Source organism: Thioclava sp. FR2 (assembly GCF_051200875.1).
Taxonomy (GTDB): Bacteria; Pseudomonadota; Alphaproteobacteria; order Rhodobacterales; family Rhodobacteraceae; genus Pseudotabrizicola.
In genome coordinates this window covers 1,117,172-1,141,072 of record NZ_CP195191.1, presented here as the reverse complement: position 1 = coordinate 1,141,072, position 23,901 = coordinate 1,117,172, and the positions used below count along the sequence as shown (strand labels likewise).

The 23,901-nt window shown below is 57.1% G+C and carries 22 protein-coding genes; 10 read left to right on the top strand and 12 right to left on the bottom strand.

The window, feature by feature from the left end; translation table 11 throughout:
- Positions 1–73: 73 nt before the first annotated feature.
- The gene (gene mazG, locus ACSBLW_RS05460; protein ID WP_435259222.1) at positions 74–928 is read right to left on the bottom strand and encodes a nucleoside triphosphate pyrophosphohydrolase; all 855 of its coding nucleotides are present in this window, start codon (positions 926–928) and stop codon (positions 74–76) included.
- Positions 929–984: 56 nt separating this feature from the next.
- Between mazG and ACSBLW_RS05455 the strand changes: the two genes are divergently transcribed.
- The 7 genes from ACSBLW_RS05455 to ACSBLW_RS05425 all read left to right on the top strand — a co-directional run bounded on the left by ACSBLW_RS05455 (position 985) and on the right by ACSBLW_RS05425 (position 8,268).
- Complete coding sequence (locus ACSBLW_RS05455) at positions 985–2,151, top strand: M20 aminoacylase family protein (RefSeq protein WP_435259221.1); 1,167 nt, start codon at positions 985–987, stop codon at positions 2,149–2,151.
- A gap of 147 nt (positions 2,152–2,298) precedes the next feature.
- Positions 2,299–3,705, top strand: a complete 1,407-nt coding sequence (locus ACSBLW_RS05450; RefSeq protein WP_435259220.1) for an aminotransferase — start codon at positions 2,299–2,301, stop codon at positions 3,703–3,705.
- A gap of 107 nt (positions 3,706–3,812) precedes the next feature.
- Positions 3,813–4,778 carry an agmatinase gene (gene speB / locus ACSBLW_RS05445; RefSeq protein WP_435259219.1) on the top strand — a complete coding sequence of 322 codons (966 nt, stop codon included), beginning with the start codon at positions 3,813–3,815 and terminating at the stop codon, positions 4,776–4,778.
- Positions 4,779–4,795: 17 nt separating this feature from the next.
- Positions 4,796–5,236: a DUF1499 domain-containing protein gene (locus tag ACSBLW_RS05440; protein WP_435259218.1), complete on the top strand. Its 441-nt coding sequence runs from the start codon at positions 4,796–4,798 to the stop codon at positions 5,234–5,236.
- 121 nt (positions 5,237–5,357) lie between these two features.
- Positions 5,358–6,413 carry a peptide chain release factor 1 gene (gene prfA / locus ACSBLW_RS05435; protein ID WP_435259217.1) on the top strand — a complete coding sequence of 352 codons (1,056 nt, stop codon included), beginning with the start codon at positions 5,358–5,360 and terminating at the stop codon, positions 6,411–6,413.
- The gene (prmC, locus tag ACSBLW_RS05430; protein ID WP_435259216.1) at positions 6,410–7,249 is read left to right on the top strand and encodes a peptide chain release factor N(5)-glutamine methyltransferase; all 840 of its coding nucleotides are present in this window, start codon (positions 6,410–6,412) and stop codon (positions 7,247–7,249) included. The genes prfA and prmC overlap by 4 nt, the downstream gene beginning before the upstream one ends.
- A 239-nt stretch (positions 7,250–7,488) precedes the next feature.
- Positions 7,489–8,268 (top strand): DUF4167 domain-containing protein, encoded by a 780-nt coding sequence (locus ACSBLW_RS05425; RefSeq protein ID WP_435259215.1) that lies wholly within the window; start codon positions 7,489–7,491, stop codon positions 8,266–8,268.
- 96 nt (positions 8,269–8,364) lie between these two features.
- Here the strand turns inward: ACSBLW_RS05425 and rsmA are convergent, their stop codons facing one another.
- From rsmA to lptF, 6 genes are all read right to left on the bottom strand, one after another.
- Positions 8,365–9,210 (bottom strand): 16S rRNA (adenine(1518)-N(6)/adenine(1519)-N(6))-dimethyltransferase RsmA, encoded by an 846-nt coding sequence (gene rsmA / locus ACSBLW_RS05420; RefSeq protein WP_435259214.1) that lies wholly within the window; start codon positions 9,208–9,210, stop codon positions 8,365–8,367.
- Positions 9,211–9,273: 63 nt separating this feature from the next.
- Positions 9,274–10,278 (bottom strand): 4-hydroxythreonine-4-phosphate dehydrogenase PdxA, encoded by a 1,005-nt coding sequence (gene pdxA, locus ACSBLW_RS05415; protein ID WP_435259213.1) that lies wholly within the window; start codon positions 10,276–10,278, stop codon positions 9,274–9,276.
- Entirely contained in the window at positions 10,275–11,453 is a 1,179-nt protein-coding gene (locus ACSBLW_RS05410; RefSeq protein ID WP_435259212.1) for a peptidylprolyl isomerase, read from the bottom strand. The genes pdxA and ACSBLW_RS05410 overlap by 4 nt, the downstream gene beginning before the upstream one ends.
- A gap of 155 nt (positions 11,454–11,608) precedes the next feature.
- Positions 11,609–13,762, bottom strand: a complete 2,154-nt coding sequence (locus ACSBLW_RS05405; RefSeq protein WP_435259211.1) for an LPS-assembly protein LptD — start codon at positions 13,760–13,762, stop codon at positions 11,609–11,611.
- Complete coding sequence (gene lptG / locus ACSBLW_RS05400) at positions 13,762–14,859, bottom strand: LPS export ABC transporter permease LptG (protein WP_435259210.1); 1,098 nt, start codon at positions 14,857–14,859, stop codon at positions 13,762–13,764. The genes ACSBLW_RS05405 and lptG overlap by 1 nt, the downstream gene beginning before the upstream one ends.
- Positions 14,856–15,992: an LPS export ABC transporter permease LptF gene (gene lptF / locus ACSBLW_RS05395; RefSeq protein WP_435259209.1), complete on the bottom strand. Its 1,137-nt coding sequence runs from the start codon at positions 15,990–15,992 to the stop codon at positions 14,856–14,858. Before lptF ends, lptG begins: the two co-directional genes overlap by 4 nt.
- A gap of 128 nt (positions 15,993–16,120) precedes the next feature.
- Between lptF and ACSBLW_RS05390 the strand changes: the two genes are divergently transcribed.
- Positions 16,121–17,590, top strand: coding sequence for a leucyl aminopeptidase (locus ACSBLW_RS05390; RefSeq protein ID WP_435259208.1), 1,470 nt, complete (start codon positions 16,121–16,123; stop codon positions 17,588–17,590).
- Between the two features lie 20 nt (positions 17,591–17,610).
- Positions 17,611–18,057 carry a DNA polymerase III subunit chi gene (locus ACSBLW_RS05385; protein ID WP_435259207.1) on the top strand — a complete coding sequence of 149 codons (447 nt, stop codon included), beginning with the start codon at positions 17,611–17,613 and terminating at the stop codon, positions 18,055–18,057.
- Between the two features lie 41 nt (positions 18,058–18,098).
- Here the strand turns inward: ACSBLW_RS05385 and ACSBLW_RS05380 are convergent, their stop codons facing one another.
- From ACSBLW_RS05380 to serS, 5 genes are all read right to left on the bottom strand, one after another.
- Positions 18,099–18,674: a retropepsin-like aspartic protease family protein gene (locus ACSBLW_RS05380; RefSeq protein WP_435259206.1), complete on the bottom strand. Its 576-nt coding sequence runs from the start codon at positions 18,672–18,674 to the stop codon at positions 18,099–18,101.
- 62 nt (positions 18,675–18,736) lie between these two features.
- Entirely contained in the window at positions 18,737–19,351 is a 615-nt protein-coding gene (locus ACSBLW_RS05375; RefSeq protein WP_435259205.1) for a MarC family protein, read from the bottom strand.
- A 75-nt stretch (positions 19,352–19,426) separates the two neighbouring features.
- Positions 19,427–21,277: an ABC-F family ATP-binding cassette domain-containing protein gene (locus ACSBLW_RS05370; RefSeq protein WP_435259204.1), complete on the bottom strand. Its 1,851-nt coding sequence runs from the start codon at positions 21,275–21,277 to the stop codon at positions 19,427–19,429.
- Between the two features lie 9 nt (positions 21,278–21,286).
- Entirely contained in the window at positions 21,287–22,006 is a 720-nt protein-coding gene (locus ACSBLW_RS05365) for a hypothetical protein (protein WP_435259203.1), read from the bottom strand.
- Between the two features lie 31 nt (positions 22,007–22,037).
- A complete protein-coding gene (serS, locus tag ACSBLW_RS05360; protein ID WP_435259202.1) occupies positions 22,038–23,327 on the bottom strand; it encodes a serine--tRNA ligase in 1,290 nt (429 codons plus the stop codon).
- A gap of 237 nt (positions 23,328–23,564) precedes the next feature.
- Between serS and yajC the strand changes: the two genes are divergently transcribed.
- Positions 23,565–23,891, top strand: coding sequence for a preprotein translocase subunit YajC (yajC, locus tag ACSBLW_RS05355; RefSeq protein ID WP_435259201.1), 327 nt, complete (start codon positions 23,565–23,567; stop codon positions 23,889–23,891).
- Positions 23,892–23,901: the final 10 nt, after the last annotated feature.

Genomic DNA, 23,901 nt, shown 5'->3' with positions numbered 1-23,901 from the left:
CCTTTAGTCGGAATTTCTGTCGCTCTTAAATCCGACTAATTTGCTCGGGTCAATACCTGACTGCAAAAGTCAGTTATTTTGCCGCAGTCCTTCCTTGCGCGTCCTTGTCTTCCGCTTTGGCCCTATTCCAAAGCCCATCCATCTCTTCCAGATTCGATTGGTTAGGCGTTTTTCCGGCTTCGGCCAGCCAATTCTCTATCTTTTCAAATCTCCGGGTAAACTTTGCATTCGCAGATCGAAGTGCGGCTTCGGGGTCAACCTTCAGGTGCCGCGCAAGATTGGCAATCACGAACAAAAGGTCGCCGAATTCTTCGACAACTTCGGCTTCGGTCAGCGTTTCTCGGGCCTCGACCAACTCCGCCGCTTCCTCGGCAATTTTTGCAACCACTTCGTCGGTCGACGGCCAATCGAAACCCACTCTTGCCGCCCTTTTCTGCAATTTGACCGCCCGCGTCAGCGCGGGCAGTCCCAAGGCCACACCGTCCAGAACGCGTGCAGGCCCACGCTCCCGCGCCTTGTGCGCCTCCCAATCTCGTGTTTGCTGCTCGACCGATTTGGCATTGCTCTCGTCGCCAAAAACATGCGGATGTCGCGCCACCATCTTGTCCGAAATCGCACGGATCACGTCGTCCAGATCAAACAGTCCGGCCTCATCCGCCATTTGCGCGTGATAGACCGACTGGAACAACAGGTCACCCAGTTCCCCCTTCAGCTCTGCCCACGCCTTGCGCTCGATGGCGTCGGCAACCTCGTGGGCTTCTTCAATCGTATAGGGAGCAATACTGGCAAAATCCTGTTCCAAATCCCACGGGCACCCGTCCTGCGGATCACGCAGCCGCGCCATGATTTCTTTCAAGCGGGGCAGGCCGCCATCGGCATCATGGATCAAACGGTCGCTTTCGGAACGATTAAGCTTGGGGGAGGGCATTGCGGAACCTGCCTTTTTAAGATTTGATCAAAGATCCAGACCACAGGAGCCAGACCATGCCTATCCTCAACCGTATCGCCTCTTATTCCGAGGAAATGAAGGGCTGGCGGCGCCATCTTCATGCAAATCCTGAACTTGAATTCGATTGCCACGAAACGGCGGCCTTCATTGTCGCACGACTGCGCGAGATGGGTGTGGACGAGATTCACGAAGGTATCGCGACCTCGGGCGTTGTTGCCATCATCAATGGCAAAGGCGATGGTCCAACCATTGGTATTCGCGCCGATATGGATGCCCTTCCGATCGAAGAGATAACCGGGGCTGACTATGCCTCGACAGTGCCGGGAAAGATGCATGCCTGCGGGCATGATGGCCATGTGACCATGGCGCTCGGAGCTGCAAAATATCTTGCCGAGACGCGCAATTTTTCTGGCCGTGTGGCCATTCTTTTCCAGCCAGCCGAGGAAGAAGGTGGCGGTGGAAATGTCATGGTTCAGGAAGGTGTGATGGACCGGTTCGGTATCGGACAGGTCTATGGCATCCACAATGCGCCGAACATTCCGTTGGGTCATTTCCAGACGACACCCGGGCCATTGATGGCCTCGGTCGATACGGCTTGGGTCAAGATCACTGGGAAGGGCGGCCATGGCGCAACCCCGCATGAGTGCATTGACCCGGTAGTGGCAGTGGTGGGAATGGTCGGGGCGATCCAGACCATCATTCCGCGAAATGTCTATGCCTTAGACGAAGCGGTAATTTCGGTAACCCAAATTCACACCGGAACCGCATCGAACATTATCCCTGAAGAAGCGACTTTCTGCGCCACCATTCGGTCGTTCAAGCCAGAAGTACGCGATCTTTTGAAACGCAGGGTTTATGAGATCATCGAGGGCCATGCCGCCGCCTATAACGTCAAGGCGGACATCCATTATGACTGGGGCTATCCGGCCACCATCAACCACCCTGATCAGGCCGAGTTTGCCGCGGAAGTCGCACGCGAAGTTTCTGGTGAGGCTGCTGTAAACGCAAGAGCAGGGCGCGAGATGGGGTCTGAGGACTTCTCCTATATGTTGGAGGCGCGACCCGGCGCCTATCTTTTCTTGGGCATCGGACCGGGTGCCGGCTTGCATCATCCGGCTTATGATTTCAATGACGAGGCTGCGCCGATTGGCGCAAGTTTCTTTGCACGTTTGGTTGAGCGTGCTCAACCCGTTGCGGGCTGATTCGAGGCATTCGGAACGGTCGGACCTTTATCATGGGCCCGATCAACCTTTGCCCACCATATCTGGGGTGACCCCAACCTATGGTGCTGGCCAAAATTTGATCAAAATGGTATAGTACTTCACGCTGAAACCGGCATGGAGCCACCTATGAAAAGTACGAGCGCCCTGAAACTGAATTCTCCCGATGCCGTCTGGCAAGCGGATCGTCGCCACATCTTGCATCCTTGGACGCAGTTCGGCCCGTTCGAAAAAGACGGGTCGCTGATCTTTGAACGAGGCGAGGGCTGTTGGCTTTGGGATTCAGAAGGGCGCAAATATTTTGATGCTGTTGGCGGCATGTGGTGCACCAATATCGGGCTTGGCCGGGCTGAAATGGCGCAGGCGATTGGAGAGCAGGCGCAAAAGCTTGCCTTCTCGAACACTTTTGTTGATGCCTCTAATGTTCCATCGGCACAACTTGCGGCCAAACTTGCCAGCCTTGCGCCAGGCGATCTGAATCGCGTGCATTTCACCACTTGCGGGTCAACCGCTGTCGATACGGCTTTCCGCATGGTGCATTTCTATCAGCGGGCACTCGGTAGACAGGAAAAGACGCAGATCATTGCCCGTGACATGAGCTATCACGGCTCAACTTACATCGGACAATCCTTGGGGAGAAGACCCGGCGACCGGGTGCCAGAGTTCTTGTACAAGGAAAGCGGCATTCACCATCTAACCCCGCCGAACCCGTATCGAGCGCCAGAAGGAATGGACGAGGCGGCCTTTACGGATTTCCTCATCGACGAATTCGAGGCGAAGCTGGCAGAGCTTGGCCCTGAGAAAGTTGGTGGATTTATCGCAGAACCAATCCAAGCCTCTGGTGGGGTGATTGTGCCGCCAAAAGACTATCTGCGCCGTATTCACGCGATCTGTCGTGAACATGATATTCTGTTCATCGCGGATGAAGTGGTGACAGCCTTTGGCCGTTTGGGCCACTGGTTCGCCATCGAAGATGAGTTCGGGGTCGTCCCCGATATCATCACATGCGCTAAAGGCCTGACCTCGGGATACCTGCCGTTAGGGGCGGTGCTGTTCTCTGACCGGATCTGGGACGTCATGGCCTCTGACGGGGAGCGCTGGTTCACAAGCGGCTTCACCTACTCTGGCCACCCGGTCTCCTGTGCCGCCGCGCTCAAGAACATTGAGATCATGGAGCGCGAGAACCTTTTGGCTCAGGCCGCCGAAGTTGGCGACTATTTCCTTGAGAAGCTGAAGTCCTTGGAAAGCCTGCCTCTTATCGGTCAGGTTCGCGGTCGCCGGCTCATGGTCTGTGTGGAAAGTGTCGCGTCAAAAGCAACCAAGGAACCGCTGCCTGAAGCCGCGAATGAGGCCAAGCGTATTGCCGATGCCGCCGAGGCGATGGGGTTGATGGTACGGCCTATGGGGCATCTGAACGTGATGTCGCCGCCATTGGTCATGACCAAAAATGACGCCGATTTTGTTGTTGATACACTACGGAAGGCAATCGTCCAAGTGACCGACGAGTTGCGCCGCGAAGGCTGGTTCCGGGGGTGACCACGTCTTGACAGCAAAGACGGACGCGGGCAGGTTGCCCGCGTCTCGGATACGCGGCGTCTCCGGGTGGTTCAACGACGGCGCTTTCAATCGCAAAGGTGAACGACATGGCTCTGGAAGACGCCAAGAAAGAAATCGACTCCGCATTCACCCGCAAAGGGCTCAAAGGTCTTGCTTTTGAAAACGCATTTGCGGGTGCCACCAGTTTCTTACGCCGCACTTACACTAAGGATTTGACTGGGGTTGATCTGGCCATCACGGGCGTTCCCTTCGATCAGGCTGTGACCCACCGCACTGGAACACGGTTTGGCCCCCGCGCCATCCGTGAGGCAAGCGCACTGCAACCTTTTGATCCGCCTTATGGCTGGCCCAGCAGCCCGCTTGAGGAGCTTAGCATCGTTGACTATGGCGATCTGGCTTTCGATTATGCCCACACACCCAGCTTCCCGGGGCTTCTGACCGACCATATCCGCACGATACTTTCGGCCGGGGCAGGGTCAGTCACTTTGGGGGGCGACCACTTTATCACTTTGCCAATCCTGCGCGCCTATGCCGAGAAATATGGGCCAATGTCGGTGATCCATTTCGACGCTCATTCCGATCTTTGGCAAGATGATGATATGGAGCGGATCGACCACGGCACCTTTTTCTACAAGGCCGTGAAAACCGGGGTGATTGACCCAGCGACCTCGGTTCAGATCGGCATCCGCACCCATTGTGACGACTATCTGGGCGTTGAATATATTGACGCGAGGACGGTTCACGAAAAGGGCGTCTCCCATGCTGTGGCCCGCGCAAAGGAAATCGTCGGCCAGAACCCAACCTATGTGACTTTTGACATCGACTGCCTTGATCCCTCCGCCGCGCCAGGAACTGGAACACCCGTCTGGGGGGGATTGCAGACTTGGCAGGCGGCAGCTGCCCTGCGCGACTTGGCTGGCATCAACATGGTTGGCGGAGATATTGTCGAAGTATCCCCGGCTTTTGACACCACAGGCGCAACGGCCATCGCTGGCGCCCATGTCGCACATGAGCTGATTTGCCTCTTTCACTGGGCAAAGACGCGCCTGTGAAAAACGGTGTTCGGAACGTGTCTCTGTTTATCGCATTCGCATTGATCGCGGCCATGGGTCTGATGGCCGCGATACGTCTTGCGCCAAGTGATCCGGCTGTCTGGCATGACCAAGAAGCTATTTTTCAATGGGCGGATGATGCCGGACCGTGGAATGACATTGTTCCGTTGACAGGCGGTGCAACCTTGCGCCTGTCTTTGGCCAAGGGTGCGCCCGCCGACCTTCTTTCCCGGCTTGACGTGATTGCCGGCGCGGCACCGCGGACCGAGCGCCTGGCGGGAAGCATAGAAGACGGGCGCATCACATGGATAACCCGCAGCGCCCTTTGGGGGTTTCCTGATTACACGTCGGCAGAAACACGCGAGGACGGGCTTTATGTCTACGCCCGCCTGCGCTTTGGACGCGACGATTTCGGTGTGAATGCTGCGCGACTGTCTGACTGGCTTGCCCGTCTCTGATCTTTCTATAGGCCTACTATCCATCAGGAAATGTTTTGGTCGCGCCAAAACGCGTCAAGGGCCGAGATCCCTCTGGATCAGCCCCCTTGACCAAACCTGACAATCCAGACAAACCGCACCCATGGTCCCGCTCGACAAACTTGCCCAGATTACGGAACGCTTCGATTACCTCGAGGCACGTCTCAACGCGGGGGCATCGCCTTCCGAAATCGCAAAGCTGAGCCGGGAATATTCGGATCTTAAACCCGTCTGCGATCAGATTGCAGCCTATCGTACGGCCCTTCACGATCTGGAAGAGGCAGAGGGCTGGCTGTCTGACCCGGAAATGAAGGCACTGGCCGAAGAGGAATTGCCGCGACTTAAGGCGCGTATTCCCGAAATGGAACAGGCCTTGCGGGTGGCGCTTTTGCCAAAGGACGCAGCAGACGCCCGTCCCGCCATTCTAGAGATCCGTCCAGGGACCGGTGGGGATGAGGCGAGCCTGTTTGCAGGTGACTTGCTGCGCATGTATCAGCGCTATGCTGAACGCATGGGGTGGCGTTTTGAGATTTTGGAACAGCAGTTTTCAGATCTTGGCGGCATCAAGGAAGTCACCGCCCATGTTCAGGGCGAAGGTGTCTTTGCAAAGTTGAAATACGAATCCGGTGTTCACCGCGTTCAGCGCGTGCCCGAGACCGAGGCTGGCGGGCGCATACACACTTCTGCTGCGACGGTTGCTGTGCTTCCCGAAGCGGAAGAAGTGGACATTGACATACCGGCAAGTGACATCCGGATCGACACAATGCGTTCGTCGGGTGCCGGTGGGCAGCATGTCAACACCACGGACTCGGCTGTTCGCATAACCCATATCCCGACTGGCATCGTTGTCACCTCGTCTGAAAAATCCCAGCACCAGAACCGTGCCATCGCCATGCAGGTCTTGCGGGCCCGTCTTTACGAGCTTGAGAGAGAACGGATCGACAATGCGCGATCTGCTGACCGCAAGGCACAGGTTGGTTCGGGGGATCGTAGCGAACGCATCCGGACCTATAATTTCCCCCAAGGCCGAATGACGGATCATCGGATCAACCTGACGCTTTATGCGCTGCCCCAGATTATGGGCGGGGATCTGAACGATATCGTCGATGCCTTGCAGGCGGATGACCAGGCAAGAAAGCTTGCCGAGGCGGGGATGTGACCGTCTGGTCGGTTCATCTTGTCAAGGCCGTTGAAGTGCTACGGCAGGCCGGTATCCCCGATGCCTCGCGCGATGCCCGCATGATCCTTGCCCATGCAGCAGGTTTTTCGCCCGACCGCCTCTCGCTTCATCTGCCGGAAACGGCGGCCCCCGCGTTGGTCGACAGGTTTCAAAGCCTCATAGAACAACGAGCGCGGCGCGTACCGGTTTCACACATTTTGGGGCAGCGCCCTTTCTGGCGCCATGTTTTCAAGGTTACTCCTGCCGTTCTTGATCCAAGACCAGAGACTGAGATTCTGGTTCAGGCAGCCTTGGCAGAACCTTTTCAAAGCGTCCTTGATCTCGGCCTTGGCTCTGGTTGCATCCTGTTTTCGCTTCTCAGCGATGCCCCGCAGGCTGAGGGTGTAGGCGTCGACCTATCACGCGAGGCTTTGGCAATTGCGCGCATCAACTGCGGGCAATTGAATCTGGGAGAGCGCGCCGACCTGAGGCTAGGAAGCTGGTATGATCCGGTATCGGAAGAATTTGACCTGATCGTTTCTAACCCGCCCTACATAGCGCAATCAGATATGGATGAATTGGCCCCCGAAGTCCTTGACCATGAACCAAGGATGGCTTTGACGGATGAAGCAGATGGTCTTTCGGCTTATCGGTCCATTGGTGAAGGCGCACTGTCGCATCTGTCGCCAAAGGGGCGTCTTCTGGTCGAGATCGGTCCAACGCAAGGGCTGGCTGTATCGGAGATCTTCCGTAATCACGGGTTAGTTGAGGTGGCGGTGTTGAAAGATTTGGATGGTCGAGATCGTGTCGTCAGCGCACGGGCGCGGGGAATTTAGCCTTTCACCTAACCCATCGGGCCACAGACCTGGGAAATTTGGCACTTCGCGCGCGATTTTGTCAGAATCGGCTTGTCAGATGGATCACAGAGTGATTATCAGTCTTCTATGGCGCCTGCGGGTGGTGAGGTTTTCCCCCCTGCGCTGAAACCCGGCCTTGCTTGACTGTGCCCAATACGGGTAGTGCGCCGAAAGCGCTCATTGGGAAGCAAGTTGGATTATCTGGATCAAAGGAAAAGATGCGCTCTTCCAAGTCCCGTTCGCGTTCAAAGCAGAACCGCCCGCGCTCGCTCGGTAATATTATTAATCGGGTGTTTGATAGTTCGGGTCCCGAAGGTAAGGTGCGCGGTACGCCGCAGCAGATTATCGAAAAGTATCAGGTGCTCGCACGCGATGCACAGCTTTCTAATGACCGTGTGGCTGCTGAAAACTTCCTTCAGCATGCCGAGCATTACACGCGCATGTTGGCCGAAGCGCAGCGCGAAATGGCGGCAGAGCAAGAGGCCCGCCAGCAACAGTATCAGCAGAACGGTAATAGTGGCGGCAACCAGAACGGCAACCGGGACGGGCGCGACAATCGTGACAACCGCGACAATCGCGATGGACGCGACAACCGTTGGCGCGATGACCGAAATCAAGACCCCGGCGCAGGTGAGCAACCAGAAATTTCCGGCATGACCGGAACTTCGGAAGAAGGTTCGTCGATGCTGGTTGAAACCCCTGAGGCTCGCGCACCAGAAGCCCCATCCGAGAACCGCCGCCGTGATGACCGACCCCGCCGGGATGATCAGGGTGGCAAAGGCCGCGACCGTCGGGATCGTGGTCCAAAGCCAGAGCGTGCGCCTGCAGTTGAAGAGGCACCGCAAGAGGTTGTCGCTGTCGAGGCCCCGGCTTTGGAAGCCGACCAGCCTGTGCAAGAGCCGCTTGCCGAAGCGAAGCCGAAGCGCGCTCGCAGCCCCAAAAAGCCAAAGGCCAATGCCGACGGCGATGGGGAAAGCCCGAGCGAAGCCGCAGAGTAGACCTGCGAAAAGTATTGGATGGGCGGTGCCATAAATCGGCGCCGCCCTTTTCTATGTGATCAGCATTTGCCCTGCGGAAACATCGGGCAAGTAGCCTTAGGCGCGTGCCTTGACCGCTCGTGCCAAGGCGCAAAACGCCTCTATCCCGATTTCCTCGGCCCTTGCGGTTGGCGCAATTCCCACGCTTTGCAGAAGTGCTTCGACCTCTCCTCCCAGACCCTTGAGGCTGGAGCGAAGCATCTTGCGGCGCTGATTGAAGGCCATCGCCGTGACGCGGGACAGAACCGCAGAATCGGCAGGATAGCGCGGCTCTTCAAGTCGCTTCAAATGAACAACGGCAGAATGAACTTTCGGGGCAGGGGTGAAGGCCTCGGGCGGCAGGTGCATCACGATCTTTGCATCGCAGCGCCACTGCGCCAAGATTGCCAAACGTCCATAATGATCGCCACGCGGTTTTGCCACGATCCTTTCAGCCACTTCCTTTTGAAACATCAGGGTCAGGCTATCCCAGACTGGGGGCCATTCGCTTGGCGACAACCACCTTATCAAAAGCTCGGTGCCAACGTTGTAAGGAAGGTTCGCAACGATGCGGATCGGCGGTGTCAGATGCGTCAGCGGATTGATTTCCAGCGCATCTCCATTCACGACTTCAAGGCGCCCCGGATAGGCTTCGGCAATCTGGGTCAGGGCAGGGATGCAGCGCGGGTCTTTCTCGACGGCCAAGACCCGTCTTGCGCCTTCGGCCAGCAGTCCCCTGGTCAGCCCACCCGGACCGGGTCCAACCTCAAGAACATCACAGGCGGAAAGATCGCCTGCCATCCGCGCAATCTTGGCGGTGAGGTTTAGATCCAGAAGGAAGTTCTGCCCAAGCTGCTTTTTCGCCACCAACTCATGGTCGCGAATAACATCGCGTAATGGGGGAAGGCCATCAATCGTTGCCACGCGTTCGCTATCCTTTGTCTATGCCGCCGATCCTGCAGAAAGCGCGAAGTCCAACGATGGAAGTCAGCTTTTAGAGGCAAGCCTTGCCTGTGCCATCTGCCATGCCATCCGCATCGCTGCAATCGTGCTGTCGGGCAAAGCTATGCCTTTCCCGGCAATATCTAAAGCAGTTCCATGGTCAGGTGAGGTTCGGACAAAGGGAAGGCCAAGGGTGACATTGACGCCGCCGTCAAAGTCGAGCGTCTTGATGGGGATCAGAGCCTGATCGTGATAGGCGCAGACTGCAGCATCATAGCCCGCCCTTGCGCGGGCATGAAACATCGTATCGGCGGGCAGAGGCCCCCAGACATTAAACCCTTTTGCGCGAAGCTTCTCTATCACCGGGGCGATAACCGTCAAATCTTCGAGACCCATCGCACCGCCTTCGCCAGCATGAGGGTTCAGGCCCGCCACGGCTATGCGTGGGGCTTTAATGCCGAACAAGTCATAAAGGCCAGCGTGCGTGATTTTGATCGCCTGCTCCAAGACTTCGGGTGACAAGGCGTCTGGCACATCTCGCAACGGGATGTGGATGGTTGCCGGAACCACACGCAACTGCGAACTGGCCAGCATCATGGCAACGGGAACATCGCCTGCCAGATGTGCCAAGAATTCGGTATGTCCGGGAAAAGCGAAGGCCGCGCCGTCCTTCAGAGCTTTTTTGTGGATGGGCGCGGTGACAATGCCACCGGCTTCTCCGTCCAGGGTCAACTTCACAGCGCGTGCAATGACCTCGATCACGTCTGCCGCATTTTCTGGATTCGGGGCGCCCGGCGTAGCAGGCCCTGCAAATTCATGGTGCAAAACTGGCAGACAATCGGCGGGCACCGAAGCCGAGTCAGAAAGCCGATCAAGGACCCGAACAGGGGTGTTGGCAGGAAGGTGACGCTGGTCGCCCAGCCAAGCGAACGGCACTTCGCTTCCAAGCGCCATGCGCACCTTCATAGCAAGTTCTGGGCCGATGCCCGCGGGCTCTCCGCAAGTCATGACCAACGGAGCAGGGCGGGCTGTCTTTTCTACGTCGCTCAAGGCTGCTCGATGATTGCTTCAGACCGAAGCTCTTCCAGCCACACGCCAGCCTGAGCCTCCAATTCTTGCGACTGCAACTGCGCACGAATTGCCTCACGATTGAGCTCGGCGCCTTCCTCTTCGGGCCGCGGTTCCCGTGAACAAAGCATCAGGAAGACGCGGTTGCCTCCCCGAGTCAGAGCCACCGAATGTTCGCCGACATCCAACTGTGCCAGTTCAAGGGCGATATCCTTCGGCGTTTCTTCCAGTGATTTCTTTTCGATAACCAAGTGGTCTTCCGGAAGATCACGCGCTTCGGCCCAAAGATCCTTACAGGTGTCGATTCGATTTCCCAGGGCTTCGGCATCGGCAAAGACATCTTCAGTATTCGGCATCAGGAACTGTGCGTATTCCACATTCAACAATGGCGCTTCGGTCCGAAGGTCTTCGGTAACATCACGCAATTGGAAAATGGCAACTGCGTTTGGCAGTTGCACAGGTTGGGAGACCTGTCCCGGTGCCAAAGCTAAAACGAGTTGCACCAATTGAGGCGGAATTTGAGTCGTCGAGACCCATTCCATCCGACCACCGCGACCAGCGCTTGGTGACGCAGAATACCGACGTGCAGCAGCAGCAAATCCGCTTTCCGTCGTGATTTCGCGTCGCAATTGGTTCGCTAAGGCAATTTCGTCCTCTGGGTCCCCTTCAACAGGGATAACGATTTCGGACAACAGTAATTGCATAGCTGTACGACGAGTGCCCAATGCAATCGCACGATCAATGTCGGTTTCGCTGATCGTAACGGTGGGGCCGAACTTGCCACGGACCAATTCCCGCCAGAGCAGGCCGTTGGCCACAAAGTCCCGGAAGGTTTCCGGGTCAACGCCGCCCTGAGTAATGGCGGCAACGAACTCTTCGGCCGAAAGATTGGCGCGCGATGCAAACTCGGTCATGCCAGCGTTGATCTGTTCCGGAGTCAGGCGCAGGCCAAATTTTTTCGCCTGTTCCGCGGCAAGCCGATCTTGAGTCAGGCCTTTCATCGCGCCCTCAATCGGGTCGCCGGGAATGCGCAACAGCATGACAAATCTTGCGCGCTGATCCAGCTCGTATTGGGTGATGACCGAGTCGTTTATCTTTAGAACTGGCGCAAAAGGCGATCCTTGGGCCAGTGTCGCACTGGCAGGAAAGCTCGACACGAATGCAAGCGCCGCTGCTGCTGCAAAGCGCCTGACCGTGTTAGGGTGCTTGCGTCCGGTTTTGGATGCCCGGATCTGACGTGATTTCATGCCTTCTGCCGTCACTTGCCTCAAGCCTTTCTTCGTCTGCCTTTCCATCGTTCCGTCTCTGACACTTAGCGCCGGCATACCCGGGATGGCCCCGCGCCAACGCCGCTGCCCAAGCCGACAAGATCGACGGAAAGGCCGAAATCCGTTGTCGGCTTCACACTAGTCGAGGAAGTGAAGCGGCGCGAGAGAGAAAGATCGACTGAAACGCATTCATTGCGGAACTGCAGTCCGATGGCAGCCCGGTTGGCTCGATCGGCCTCGAAATCATATCGTGCTTGGCTGAACGCCGTCCAATTGTCAGTAAGCTTGTAGTTTCCATCAACCAGAAGCTCAGAGATCGGGTCCGCGCGGTCTTCTGCTGTGTCCGCGACAACCCAGACATAGGTCCCCGCCAGCCCAAACTTCTCGCCAAGGACGCTTAACCGAGTTTCAGATTTGTTGACGTCAAAGCTGTCGTTGACAATCATTCGGTGATCGAGTCCAAAACCCTGCGGGGATGTGACCTTTACGGCGGCCAGCCAGTCGGATTTCTGGCCGTCCAAGCCTGACGCCACGGTAAATTGCCCAAGGTCGGTATCTCGGAAGACGCGACCGCCGGCAGCCGCGATGGTCCAGCCACTGGGGGCGATGCGGGTATAGGTCAGTCCAAGATTCACATGCCCGCCACGTTCAACGGCATCAGTGCCGGGATAGCGATTAAGGCTGAACAGGTTGTTCTCATCGAATTCGACCAGCCTTGAGTCTTCGTTGGGCAAGGTTTCAGTGCCCTTCGGAGACCAGACAAATTGGACGACAGGTTCAATGACATGGGCCACGCCAGAGTTTCCGGTCTTTAGCCAGGGCCACCGCAACTCGGCCGCCATGCCGCCGTGCATACGGGTGTAAGAACCCCCAAAGGCCGCGTCTTGACCAATCTTATAAGCATCAGCGCGAACTTCGCCCAAAACAGTCCCGACCATGCCCATTGGCAGCATCCAGTTGCGGCGCCAATCAAGGCGCAGCGATGCTCTGCTTACGTCGCGCCCATCGTTGATCCCGTCAGCATTGCTATCCACCGCGGATTTGTCTGAACTGCGATAGTGGCTATGTGTCTGGAACTTGAGGCCAGCTTCGCCCCCCAAGGGCCCGCCCGAGAAGCGGCGATGGAATGTAAAATCGGATATTACGGAAGGAAGGGTCGAGTTGACTTCACCCGCCCGGTAGGACCGAATGCCAACAACACGGCCTGAGATGTACTCATTGCGACGTGTCCGGGTCACTTCAATACGACTGTCGAGGCGATCTTCTTCCCCCAGTCCATAGTCCAAGAGATAGCCAGCATCGCTGACTACGGCTCCCGAGAACCGCAGGGTGAAGTCGTTAGGAAGTCCGAATTCGCCCACTGCCTTCAAATAGTGACGAGTTTGCCCCGGAAGAATCTGGTCCAGCGTCAAAGCGCCATTGATTTCAATGTTTCCCGTCGCAAATGCTTGCCGATAGCGAAGCTCGACGGTTCTTCCAGAGCGTGACGAAAGGTAGGGCGTGATTGTTATGTCGCGATGGGGGCCGAGGGCCACGAAATAGGGTTGCTTGATCCCTGTCCCAAGACCCGAAGTTGTGCGGATCGTTGGGGTCAAAAACCCGGTTGCCCGCTTCAAAGTAGGGTCGGGCATACGCAATCGTGGAAACCAAGCGACAGGCATGCCTGCGACCCTGAACTGCGCGCGGTCAAAATAGATTTGCCGAGCTTCTTGGTCATGGATGACTTTGCGTGCCCGAATTTCCCAAAGCGGCGTCGGATTACCGGCGCAAACCTTGCACGAAGAGGCGACAACATTTTCCATTTGCGTGTAGCGGCCGCCAATGCGCTGAATTTGAGAGGCTGCCAATTGAAGTTCGCGATTCAGGACCAGCCGCGCGCTTGTCAGAATACCTTCTGTCAGATCTGCCGAAAGTTCTGCCTGATCGGCGACTAGAACAGAGTCTGTTCCGTCTACGAAAAGGATAGGCCCTTCGATTACCAATCTATCTGTGGCTTTGTCGTAGACAATTCGGGAAGCCCGCAGTTTTCGGCCCTGATAAAAGACCTCAACTCCGCCACTGGCGATCAGCCGCCCCTGTGGGTCAATGCTGACTGAATCCGCAATCAACGCCGCACGTTCTTGTGCAATGGACATACCGGATGACGCGAAAGTCATCAGGGCAACGAAGAGCAGAATCTGAAGAACAGGACGGAACATCAGCCATCCTCTACATGTAGAAGCAAAGCCAACGCCAGCAGAATGGCAGCTACAGGGGCCGCCCAAGCTGCGAGAGAAACGGGAACTTGTCCGTTCTGGCCCAATACCTGCGCGAAATTGCGAAGGAAGAAAATGAAGAAACCACCCAGAACCGCCATAAGCACCATCACCCCAGTGCCGCCAAACCGGGCGTGACGCATTGTGAAGCCCGCCGCGATCAGAACCATTGCGGCCAAGAGCAGGGGTTGCGCAAGCTCCATCTGGTACCAAAGCCGGTGCGCGCGCGCAGAAAAGCCGGCATCTTCAAGCCCTTTGATATAGTCAGGCAAACCCCAGAACGGCACAGATGACGGCTCTCCGAAACTGTCGCGAATTCCGTCACGGGTCAGATTTGAAGCCAGTTCTGTTCCATCGGGAAGTGCCTCGGCCTGCAACTCCGGATTGGCCGAAATCAGATCCCAGCGTTTCGCCGAGCTAAGCAGCCAGGCTCCGGGAACAAGTTGCGCCTTTCCAGCCTCAATCCGGGCGCTTGGCGCGCCATCGTCTCCGAACAAGACGAAGCTGACACCAAAAAGCTCTGTCCCGTCTGTATTCGCGCGAAGGGCATGAATTACAGTTTGCCCGTCTTCCGCGCCCTGGCGCAGCCAAAGGCCGCTGTCAGATATCGAGAGTGTGCTCTCTTCGCCTTTCGCGGCGACCGCCCAAAGCCGATCATATTCTTTTTGGGTGGCCGCAACCAAAGGGTTGAGCACCGCGATTGCAAGGGCCCCGATCAAAAGCGCAACCGTAATCGGGGCAACAAGAAATCTTAGCCCCGAACGCCCTGCAGCGCGAACCACCACCAATTCTGACGAACGCGCCAAGGCCAGAAAAAGCGAAATTGCCGAGATAATCATGATCAAAGGCAAAATTCGGTAAAGGCTGGCGGGGGTGTTCATTGCGGCCATCCGGAAGGCCTCGGCAAGCCCAATGCCGCTGTCGGAAAAACGGCGCAGCTGTTCAACCATGTCGATCATCATCATGATCGACCAGAACACGAGGAAAACCTGCAAAAAGCTCCAGAAAAAGCGGCGCGCGATATAAAGCGAGAGTATCATGCCGCTACCTCTGCTGTGGAAGAGGGTAGGGCAAGAATACGCCGTGGCTTTTGACTATACCACAGCAAGCCAACTGCGATGAGGATGCCGACCATAGGAGCAATGTAGACCAGCGGCCATGCGGTTTCGTCCTTTACCGCCAGGCCCGTGGCCTGCGTGCTAAGTGCTTGGACGAAGACCAAGAGCACAATTGCGCCAAGTATCTGGCGCCACAGTCCAAATCGAGAGAACGCACCAAGCAAGAGGCACGAAAAGCCAATCAGAGATGTCGCTAGTGGCAAAAGTGGCTGCGCAATCCGGCTATGGCCTTCTTCCAGAAGTGCCGCGCGTTTCTGACGCACTTCGCTTACCATGGTTTCGTCGGCCCGAATGAGTTCCAGCGTGGAAAGTTGGTCAAGCGTCCGCTTACCCGTTTTCCCCGGTGCAACGATCTCGGCCAGATCATAGGTGACATCGGCAAAGCGTGTGACCGACAGCCTTTGAGTCTTCTTGTCCAAAGTCTGCGTCATGCCGTCAAACATCAGAAGCTTCGGTCCGTCATCTGACCTTGCAAGAAATGCCCGCTGTGCGGAGTAGGTGACGGTCGAGTTTTCACCGCGTTCATCGGCCAGAAACAGGTCTCGCAATTCTCCGTTCTGGCGGATGTTTCTAATATAAAGCGTGACACCTTTGGACGGGTGCATGAATTGACCGTCGCGTAGGAAACGCGCGGTGACATTTTCAGAGATTTCTGCCGAACGGCGGTCAAAGATCTCGCGACTTGCTGGAACAAGAAAATGCGCCAAAATTGCTAGCATCACGCCAACAATCAGGCTGAAATAGACAACCGGGCGCGCCAGCCGAAAGGCCGAAAATCCGGTGGCCTGCATGACAACCAGTTCGCTGTCATTGGTCAGGCGGTTGGTCACGAAAACCGTTGCCGCAAAGGCCGAAATCGGCAGCACGACGCGGATAACATTCGGCAGCGTAAGCAGAGAAAATTCAACGAAAACGAGGGCCGATTGCCCGTCGGCAATCAGCTGGTCAAAGAGGCCAACTGCGCGGTTGATCCAATAGACAGACACCAGCAATAGGGAAAAGAAGCCGAACACCGCAAGTAATTGCGACAGCAGGTATCTGTCGAATCTCGCCACGGCCCAAAACACTCCCCCACAATCAACGCTGCGACCCTATCGCATATCCGCGCGGGAAGGAAACTCCTATCTGGTCAATTCCGGGTCCACGGGCTAGCCTTTGCCGACGCAAATTCCAGTGAGGAACCATGACCGATCCCGTCCAGATCAGATTTTCTGAAACCGACATCAATGCCTTGGAATCAGTCAAGGGACGCATCGCCCTGTTGGCAGATGCTGGTCAGCCGTTTTCCGCAGCGGGACGGAGGCTGGACCGGATCACGCGCGGCGCTCTTGGGCGTGCCATTGCATCTGACGCTTTCTCGGCGCTGAAAGTTGGCGAGTCGGTGGAATTGGCCTATCCTTCCGGACTTGAAGCAGAGGCCATTCACCTGATCCGCCTTCCTAAAAAGGCCGCTGTGGCCGAGGCACGCAAGGCTGGCGCTGCCATTGGGAGGACGTTGTCCCGTCAATCTGCTGTCGTCTTGGCCGAGGCGCATCCTCGTGCAGCCGACATCGCCTTCGGCCTGGCAATGCGGGCCTATGATTTTTCGACGCACAAGACGAGCGAGAAAAAACAGCCCGGAACTGTCACAATGATGGTCACCAAGCCGGAAGCGGTTGCCGCCGCCGCGGCACCGGGTGCTGCGGTTGTAGAAGGCGTGTTTTTCGCACGTGATTTGGTCAACGAACCAGCTAACGTGCTGACAACATTCGATTTTGCCGCCCGGCTGGCGGCCATGCAAGAGCTGGGCCTTGATGTCGAGATCTTGGAAGAGGAAGAACTTACCAAGCTGGGCATGGGGGCGCTATTGGGCGTGGGCCAAGGCTCTGAGAGCCCGTCAAAAGTCGTCGTCATGCAATGGAACGGTGGCAAGAAGGGAGACGCGCCCTTTGCTCTGATCGGCAAAGGCGTTGTCTTCGACACCGGCGGCATCTCGATCAAGCCCGCAGCCGGCATGGAAGAAATGACCATGGATATGGGTGGGGCCGCGACCGTGGCCGGTGTCATGCGGACCTTGGCCCTGCGGAAAGCAAAGGCAAACGTGGTAGGGCTTGTCGGCTTGGTGGAAAACATGCCGGACGGTCGCGCACAAAGACCGGGCGATGTCGTTCGGTCAATGAAGGGTGACACGATCGAGGTGATCAACACCGATGCTGAAGGGCGTCTGGTTCTGGCCGATGTGCTTTGGTATGCGCAAGAGCGCTTTAATCCGAAAGGGATGATCGACCTTGCCACTCTGACGGGGGCCATCATCATTGCCCTTGGACATGAAAACACCGGTGTATTCTCGAACGATGACGCTTTGTGTGATGCGTTCCTTGTTGCCGCACGGGCTGAAGGCGAAGGCGCCTGGCGAATGCCTATGGGCGATGCCTATGACGCAAAGCTGAAGTCCCGGATCGCGGACATGATGAACGTTGGTGGCCGCGACGGTGGGGCCATCACGGCAGCACAATTTCTGAAGCGATTTGTAAAACCGGGCATGCCGTGGTGCCATCTGGATATTGCGGGAACTGCGCTTTTGAAAGCGGACTCGTCGCTTGCCCCCAAGGGGGCGACAGGTTGGGGCGTGATGGCATTGGACCGGCTGATCCGCGATAAATTCGAAGGTTAAGCGGACCGATGGGTGTGGTCATGTTCTACCACTTGACCCGCTCGGGGCCGGAGCAGGCGCTTCGGCCACTGATGGAACGTGCCTTGGGGCAGGGGTGGCGGATCATGATCCGAACCCCCAGTCCCGAACATAGAGCACGTCTAGATGAACGTCTTTGGCTTTTTCCAGAGGAGAGCTTTCTGCCTCATGGTCTTGAAGGTTCTGGCCACGACAATGATCAACCAGTGTTGATCGGCCAAGGTGAAGCAAGGAATGGCGCCAAGGGCGTCATCTTGTTGGATGGGGCCGAGACCAGTATTGAAGAAGCCGCTTCTATGGAGCGCGTCTGGATTTTGTTCGACGGCGAGGATCCTGCCCAGTTGAGCAAAGCCCGTGCGGACTGGAAACGCCTCACCGAGGCCGGCCTTGCGGCGCAATACTGGTCCGAGGAATCCGGGAGATGGGAAAAGAAGGCAGAGAAAGGCTGACTTTCCAGTTGGTTCGTCTGCCATGCGGCAAGAAGATTGTGTTAGCGGCGCAAGACCATCTGTTTGCGGTCAATTTCGATGCGGAAATTGCCAAGGTAGTCCATTCCCAAAAGCGAGATGTCCATCTCACTGCGATTGACCCAGGCTGACACGTCCAAATCGGAATAGGGACCGAGTTGCACTTCATCTAGCGTGACGTGGGCCGTCCGAACAGAGCCGTTAGCAGTCCTCGCTTCCCCCAGATAGACAAGCGTGTCGGGATTCATGCCAATAGCGCGTGCATCGTCTTCGGTCAGGACAAGGTTCGTGGCCCCTGTGTCGGCTAGGAAATCAATCGTTTTGCCATTGATTTGGAGCGACAAATAATAGTGTCCGTCTTCCGCCCTTGGCACACGGATTTCTCCCGCTTCGGTAACTGTGGCTCGCGGACGCAGGTCTTGGTCGATATCCTGCCAGATGCCATAACCGGCCATGACGCCAACAAAAATCATCGCCCAAGCAAGTGCCGTACGAAGCGCAAAACCAAGACGGCCACGAAATTCAACCAAAGCCCAGCCACCGACGGCTGCAATAAGCAGGCTGAGATAAGCAATTCGGGCGAGGGTGTCGCTGTCCATTCGAAGCCTTTCAACGTCAGACTAACGAGGTGGGGAGAGCGTCTTGCGGATGCAAGGGCAAGTCAGACCAGACCCGTCTGCTGCACACCGTCGATTACGAACTGAACCGAAAGGGCGGCCAAAAGCATCCCCAGCAACCGAGTAATGACGATAGTCCCTGTTCGTCCCAGCAAACGCTCAAGCGGCGGAGACGCGAGAAGAAACAGGAAGGTGACAAGCATCATCGCCCACATTAGGGCCATCACCCATAGGGTTGCCGCCCAAGTGCCGCCACCTTGACCGATCAAAAGGATCATCGACGCAATTGCCCCCGGACCCGCGATAAGGGGCGTTGCAAGGGGGAAAACGGACGGATCGTGATCGGGGTCTGCTTGCTGACCCTCGCGCCGTTGCGTGCGACGTTCAAACAGCATGTCGAGTGCCGTGAGGAACAAAAGGATCCCGCCGGCAATCCGAAAGGCAGGCATCGAAATCCCAACAAAGCCAAGGATGGCCTCACCCGCCAGAGCGAACATAGTCAGCAAAAAGGCTGCGATCGCACAGGCGCGCAATGCCATCGCCCTGCGTCGTTCGGACGACATGCCGCGCGTCAACGCGATGAAAAGCGGAACCAGACCCGGAGGGTCGATCACCACAAAGAGCGTGGCAAAAGCGGTTACGAGAAAGGCGGTTTCCATATCAGGACGCTAGGGCTTTGCGGCAAAGGCTGCAAGGGGCTCTGCGGTGCGAAAAAGGGCGGCCTTGTTCCGCCCCTATGCCTCTGCCGCGTCTAGCTTTTCCTGCGCATCAAGCCAAAGGGATTCGGCGCGCTGTTCCGCCTCTTCCAGTTCGGCGAACTTACGGTTCCAGCCTTCCAGCTCGCCTATGCGGCTGTCGTCGTATAAGGCAGGATCGGCAAGAATGGCCGAGAGCTTCGCCCGCATCTCCGAAAGTTTCGCAAGGCGATCCTCGCACTTTCGCAGGTCAGCGCGCAGGGCCAGCACTTCATCCCGGCCCGGTTTCTTTGGGCGCTCAGTTGGTTTGGCTGCAGGTTTTGCTTCGTCTTCTGCGGCAAGCAGCAACCGGCGATAAGCCTCTAGATCATCAGAATACGGGGTGACGGCACCACCTTTGACCAGCCAAAGACGATCAGCGACAAGGCCCAAGAGGTGCATGTCGTGGCTAACGAGGATGATGGCGCCGGTATAGTCGTTCAACGCTTCAACCAGCGCCTCGCGGCTTTCGATGTCGAGGTGGTTGGTCGGTTCGTCAAGGATAAGCAGATGCGGCGCATCAAGTGTAGCAAGCAGAAGCGAGAGACGTGCCTTTTGTCCACCGGACAAGCGGCCAACGACGGTATCGGCCTGATCGGCCATCAAGCCAAAGCCTGCGAGACGGGCCCGTAGTTTAACCTGACCTTCCTCTGGGCGGAGCGCTGTCAGGTGTTGCAACGGGGTTTCGTCCAAATGCAACTCGTCGACCTGATGTTGAGCGAAATAGCCGATGCGGAGTTTCGAGGCGCGAGAAATTCGCCCGTCAGACGGTTGAAGTTTTCCTGCCAACAATTTGGAAAGCGTAGACTTTCCTTCGCCATTCCGGCCAAGAAGGGCAATTCGGTCGTCTTGGTCAATGCGCAGGTTCAACTTCTTTAGAACTGGTGGCCCATCATAACCAACCGACGCACTTTCGATATTGATGATGGGCGGGGAAAGCTCTTCAGGTTCCGGGAAAGTGAAGACGACCTTCTTTGCTTCCTCGGGGGCGGTGATCGGTTGCAGCTTTTCCAGCATCTTGACGCGGCTTTGTGCCTGAACAGCTTTGGATGCCTTGGCTTTGAAGCGGTCGACGAAGCTTTGCAGATGCGCGCGGCGCGCCTCGACCTTTTTCGCCTCGGCGGCCTGAACAGCACGGCGTTCGGCCATTTGGCGCGCGAACTGGTCGTAGGGGCCGTTCCAAAGGTTCAGCTTGCGGTTATCCAGATGCAAAATCGCACCGACGGCCCGGTTCAAAAGACCGCGATCGTGGCTGATGATGATGACGGTGTGGGGGTATTTCGCCAAATAACTTTCCAGCCAGAGCGCGCCTTCGAGGTCGAGATAGTTGGTTGGTTCGTCTAGGAGCAAGAGATCGGGGGCAGAGAACAGGACGCCTGCAAGCGCCACCCGCATGCGCCAGCCACCCGAGAAATCTGAACAGGGGCGCAATTGCGCTTCGGCGTCAAAGCCAAGGCCACGCAGGATGGCGCTGGCACGTCCCTCGGCGCTCCATGCACCGATGTCAGCAAGCCGCGCCTGAATTTCTGCAATGCGGATCGGGTCGGTAGCGGTTTCCGCCTCTGCCATCAGGGCACTCCGTTCGGTATCTGCAGCGAGGACCGTGTCCAAGAGCGAGGTCGATGACGAAGGTACCTCTTGCGCGACACCACCGATACGCGCGCGTGACGGAAGCAAAATTTCTCCGCTTTCCAGCGCGAGATCGCCCCGGATCAGCCGAAAGAGCGTGGTTTTGCCAGCCCCGTTGCGACCGACAAGGCCAACCTTGTGTCCAGTTGGAATTGTGGCCGAAGCCGCCTCGAATAAAGGACGACCTTCTACGGCATAGGTGATGTTTTCAAGGCGTAGCATCGGGTGGCTTCAATGTCCCAAGGCTTTGCTGCGGCGCCATTGCCAAGCGATGAGCGATCCCAGTAAGAACGCGGCTCCGCCTGCTGCTGCAGAAACGAAAATATGGCTGTTGAGATTGACCAAGGTGATACCGGCCAAGGCCCAGATTACCGTTGCTCCATAGCCTGGCATCTCTGGGCGAAGAAACTGAATAAGGGATGCGAACGCCAAGATCACGGCAATCATTGCGTAAGCAGCTTCCGTGTTAGAGAGCAGTCCGTAGCCAGCCAACAGAATGCCGATGGAAACCGCGGTGGCGGCAGAAAGCCAACCGGCATAGACACCCAGAGGGCCGGACAAGAGCCAACGATCATAGAATTCATCGGCAGCCAAGAAGGCGGCCATAGCGGCAACCAGCATTACAAAAATCACGACCGTTGCGCTCAGCGGAAAATGCGGTGCGATCCACAGCCAAAGCGTACCGAGGCCCAAAGATGTGGCAAGGGGAAGCCGGGTTTCGTCCCAATCGAGGCTTTTCGACCGCTTCCAGAAACCAAAGGCGGCATGAGCGATCAACCAAAGGTAAATCAGGCCCCAGATCGAAAACGCATAACCCGCCGGCTGGATCGCAGGACGGTCGATCACGACAGGAAAGGTCTCGGGCGAATAGCCCGTAAACGGCGGCGTCACAAATGGCGCCGCCGCGAAGGTCAGTGTCAGAACAAGTACAAGGAGTGCGCGTAGGGTCATGGAATGAGAACGCCTTTGTCCCGTTCAAGTTTCATTCAAGCTGGCCCGTGGCCGAAATCCGGGTCTTGCCGCCCAGATAGGGATGCAGGACGGCGGGAAGGTCGACCGAGCCATCGGCCTGCTGGCCGTTTTCCAGCACCGCAATAAGGCAGCGTCCGACTGCAAGGCCAGAGCCGTTCAGGGTAGCTACGAACTCTGGCTTGCCACCCGCGGGGCGATAGCGGGCGTTCATGCGGCGCGCTTGAAACTGGCCGCAAGTCGACACCGACGAAATTTCGCGGTAGCGATCTTGACCCGGTAGCCAGACCTCAAGGTCGTAGGTCCGCTGTGCACCAAAGCCCATATCACCGGTGCATAGAACGACGGTACGATAAGGCAGGCCCAGTTTTTCCAAGATTGCTTCGGCGCACTTCACCATGCGGGCTTGTTCATCAAGGTGGGACCCGGGCGTGCAGATCGTCACCATTTCGACCTTTTCGAATTGGTGTTGGCGCAACATGCCTGTGGTGTCCTTGCCCGCAGAGCCGGCTTCGGACCGGAAGCACTGGGTATGGGCGGTCATTCGGATTGGCAGGGAGGCCTCGTCAAGAATATCGCCGGCAACCGTGTTGGTCAGTGTGACTTCCGACGTGGGAACAAGCCACCAGCCGTTCGTGGTTTGATAGCTGTCTTCCGCGAATTTCGGCAATTGGTTGGTGCCGTACATCGCATCTTCTTTGACGAGGACGGGGGTCCACATCTCTGTCAGGCCATGTTCGCCCACATGTGTGTCCAGCATGAATTGCGCCAAGGCGCGGTGCACGCGGATGACTGCGCCTTTCAGCACCACAAAACGGCTGCCCGATAGTTTGGCGGCGGTTTCAAAATCCATTCCGGGTTTGACGCCACCGATGTCGAAATGTTCAACAGGCTTGAAGTCAAAGCTGCGTGGCGAGCCCCATTGGCGAACCTCGACGTTGTCATTTTCGTCGCGGCCCTCGGGAACTTCGTCCAAGGGCAGGTTTGGAATACGCATCAGCATGTCGCGCAGCGCGGCATCCTCTTCGGCGGCTTTGGCCTGAAGATCTGCAATTTGGGCCTTTTTCTCGGCGACCAGAGCGCGCAGGCGTTCAAATTCTGCCTCGTCTCCTTTGGCTTTCGCGGCACCTACTTCCTTGCTGGCCTTGTTCTGTTCGGCCTGTGCCTCTTCTGCGGCCTGAATCTTGGCGCGGCGGTCTGCGTCCAAGGCAAGGATTTCCGACGACATGCCCGACACGCCCCGGCGAGACAGGGCCGCGTCGAAGGCGGCCGGGTTTTCACGGATGGCTTTGATGTCATGCATGGGAAAATCCTCCGGCAGTTGCGAAGCGGCTTATGCCTGATTTGTAGGAAAGGGGAAAGGGTGGGCGAAAAGCAAACGCTTTGCCCTACCATTCTTGACGTGAGCAGCATATATGGCGCCCAAGCCCGACCTTTGTAGGGCAAATAGGGCGTCTTGCTTCGCCCATTTGCCGCCTATAGGGTGCGCGCCGACGAAAACCGGGGCAAAGTCCCCGCTTCAGACAGTGAGAGGACGCTCATGTTCGCAACGCCCGCTTTTGCACAGGCCGCCCAGGGTGGCGGTGCCGCCGCTTTCACCAGCTTTGTGCCTCTGATCCTGATCTTTGGGATCATGTATTTCCTGCTGATCCGTCCGCAGCAAAAGAAGATGAAAGAGCACCGGTCTATGGTCGAGGCGCTTCGCCGTGGTGACCAGGTTCTGACCCAGGGCGGTATCATTGGCAAGGTGACCCATGTCAACGAAGACAACACTGTCGTGGTTGAAATCGCCGACGGCGTGAAGGTCAAGATCGTCAAGCAGACCATTGCTCAGGTCATGAACAAGACCGAACCGGCTGCTTCGTAAGGAAATTTCG

Coding starts and splice junctions, on each gene's coding strand:
- mazG (WP_435259222.1), bottom strand. CDS start 928: ATGCCCTCCCCCAAGCTTAATCGTTCCGAAAGCGACCGTTTGATCCAT.
- ACSBLW_RS05455 (WP_435259221.1), top strand. CDS start 985: ATGCCTATCCTCAACCGTATCGCCTCTTATTCCGAGGAAATGAAGGGC.
- ACSBLW_RS05450 (WP_435259220.1), top strand. CDS start 2,299: ATGAAAAGTACGAGCGCCCTGAAACTGAATTCTCCCGATGCCGTCTGG.
- speB (WP_435259219.1), top strand. CDS start 3,813: ATGGCTCTGGAAGACGCCAAGAAAGAAATCGACTCCGCATTCACCCGC.
- prfA (WP_435259217.1), top strand. CDS start 5,358: ATGGTCCCGCTCGACAAACTTGCCCAGATTACGGAACGCTTCGATTAC.
- ACSBLW_RS05425 (WP_435259215.1), top strand. CDS start 7,489: ATGCGCTCTTCCAAGTCCCGTTCGCGTTCAAAGCAGAACCGCCCGCGC.
- ACSBLW_RS05405 (WP_435259211.1), bottom strand. CDS start 13,762: ATGTTCCGTCCTGTTCTTCAGATTCTGCTCTTCGTTGCCCTGATGACT.
- lptG (WP_435259210.1), bottom strand. CDS start 14,859: ATGATACTCTCGCTTTATATCGCGCGCCGCTTTTTCTGGAGCTTTTTG.
- ACSBLW_RS05390 (WP_435259208.1), top strand. CDS start 16,121: ATGACCGATCCCGTCCAGATCAGATTTTCTGAAACCGACATCAATGCC.
- ACSBLW_RS05385 (WP_435259207.1), top strand. CDS start 17,611: ATGTTCTACCACTTGACCCGCTCGGGGCCGGAGCAGGCGCTTCGGCCA.
- ACSBLW_RS05380 (WP_435259206.1), bottom strand. CDS start 18,674: ATGGACAGCGACACCCTCGCCCGAATTGCTTATCTCAGCCTGCTTATT.
- ACSBLW_RS05375 (WP_435259205.1), bottom strand. CDS start 19,351: ATGGAAACCGCCTTTCTCGTAACCGCTTTTGCCACGCTCTTTGTGGTG.
- ACSBLW_RS05370 (WP_435259204.1), bottom strand. CDS start 21,277: ATGCTACGCCTTGAAAACATCACCTATGCCGTAGAAGGTCGTCCTTTA.
- ACSBLW_RS05365 (WP_435259203.1), bottom strand. CDS start 22,006: ATGACCCTACGCGCACTCCTTGTACTTGTTCTGACACTGACCTTCGCG.
- serS (WP_435259202.1), bottom strand. CDS start 23,327: ATGCATGACATCAAAGCCATCCGTGAAAACCCGGCCGCCTTCGACGCG.
- yajC (WP_435259201.1), top strand. CDS start 23,565: ATGTTCGCAACGCCCGCTTTTGCACAGGCCGCCCAGGGTGGCGGTGCC.